Origin of the sequence: Nocardia sp. 852002-20019_SCH5090214 (assembly GCF_001665865.1) — a bacterium.
GTDB classification, from domain to species: Bacteria; Actinomycetota; Actinomycetes; order Mycobacteriales; family Mycobacteriaceae; genus Nocardia; species Nocardia nova.
In genome coordinates this window covers 1-1,900 of sequence record NZ_LZMK01000346.1, presented here as the reverse complement: position 1 = coordinate 1,900, position 1,900 = coordinate 1, and the positions used below count along the sequence as shown (strand labels likewise).

The 1,900-nt window shown below is 67.8% G+C and carries 2 protein-coding genes; both read left to right on the top strand.

The genetic code is table 11. The features are described 5' to 3' along the window. Window positions 1–717: ABC transporter ATP-binding protein (locus tag A5780_RS27380; protein WP_064910132.1), on the top strand; the 717-nt coding region annotated here is incomplete at its 5' end. Beyond that, the coding region (locus tag A5780_RS27375; RefSeq protein WP_156769684.1) for an ABC transporter permease subunit at window positions 680–1,900 on the top strand (1,221 nt) is incomplete at its 3' end. The genes A5780_RS27380 and A5780_RS27375, both read left to right, overlap by 38 nt.

Sequence of the window (1,900 nt, the reverse complement as noted above, 5' to 3'; positions counted from 1 at the left end):
TCGGGCTCGACTCACATACCGACAGTCGTCGCCATCAAGCGCCGGGTCGGCTATCTGCCGGGTGAGCTGGTGCAATGGCCGAGGGTCACCGCAGGGTACGTGCTGGGAATGCTGGCGGGCCTACGGGGCGGAGTGGACGAGACATACCTGCACACACTGGCCGGCAATCTGCATTTGGACCTCGGCCGCCGCTACCAGGACCTCTCGCACGGCAACAAGCAGAAACTCGGGCTGGTCCAGGCATTCATGCACAGACCGGACCTGCTCATCCTCGACGAACCCACCCTCGGACTGGATCCGTTGATGCAGCGCGTGTTCCACGACATGCTCCGTAGCGCAACCGCCGCCGGCGCCACCGTGCTGCTGTCCTCGCACGTGTTGTCCGAAGTCGAATCGGTGTGTGACCGCATCGCACTCGTCCGCGACGGGCGGGTACGGCGAATAGGTTCGTTGAACGAGTTGCGCGCCAAGCGAATCCACCGCGTAGAGGCCGTGATCACCGGAGAACTGGACGTCGACGCGGTGGCCGCCGTACCCGGGGTCGCCCAACCGCGGCTCGTGGATCACCGGTTGACCTGCTCGGTGCAGGGATCGATCGGGCCGCTGTTGCAGATGCTGTCCGCTACGGGCGTCATCGAGCTCGACAGCCACGAGCAGTCACTCGAGGAGGTGTTCCTCCGTGAGTTCGACACCGCCGAGCCTGTGGCTGGTCGCTGACACCGTGCGCGCGCACCGGCGCGGGATCGTGGCATGGATCCTGGGCAGCGCGCTGGCGATGACGGCCATCGCGAGCGGATTCCGCAGTGAGACAGCCCGTTTCGCGGGCGGGGCGCGGGGCATGGCCGACAGCATGCAACCCGGGGTACAGGCGATGCGGCTGCTGCGGTGGCCCGCGGACCGCCTCGACACCCTGGGCGGTTACCTGACCTACCACAATGTCACCTTGCTCGTCCTGTTCCTCACCCTCTACAGCGCCTTACAGGGCGCTGGTGCAGTCCGCGGAGCGGAGGCCGGACACGCGGTCGAGGTGCTGCTGTCCACCGGACAGTCCCGGTTGCGGCTGGTCCGCGATCGCGCGCTCGGGTTCGCGGCGGTGCTGGCGGTGATCGGGCTGGGACTCGGGCTGGGACTGGCCGCGGCGATGGCCGTCGGCGGCGACTCGAACGTCCCCGGTTCGCTCTCGACCGGACTCGGCTGCGCCGCATGCGCTTTCGCCGGATACGCGATCGGCGCACTGACAGGTCAGCTCGCTCCCACCCCTCGAACCGCGAGCGCGGTGGCGGCACTGATCGTGGTGGCGCTGTATTTGTACACGAACGTGTGGGAACGGTTCGGATCGCCGGCGCTGCTGCGGTTCGTCTCACCCTTCTACTACTTCACAGACTTCCGCGCTCTGGTCCCCGGCATCGGATTCGACCCGGCGTCACTGGTGGCGATCGTGGCCGGGGCGGCTTCGGTGACCGGAGTTGCGGCGTGGGTGTTCACCCGGCGCGACATCGGGTCCGCCTTGACGGAATGGCGAGCAGGTCCGACTCGGCGACCTGCGCGGGTGCAGCGACGACTGCTGGACCGCCTCTGGTCGGCGATTCTGGTACGCGAACGCGCGGGATTGGCACTGTGGGCGGTGGCCGCCGCGGCCGGTGTCGGTTTGATGGCCTGGCTCGAGCCCGAAGTGACCGAGATGTGGGACAAATTCGACGTGACCCGCCGCATGCTGCAAGTGGATCCGGGATTCAGCCCCGCCGACCAGTACCTCGGATACGTCGCGGAATTCACCGCACCGATCGCCGCCGCATTCGTGGTCACACAGGTCGCCGCCTGGGTGAGCGACCTCGACGAGGGCCGCACCGCAGTGCTGTTGTCGACGCCCCTCTCGCGCGCCGCCTTGATCCGCCAGCGC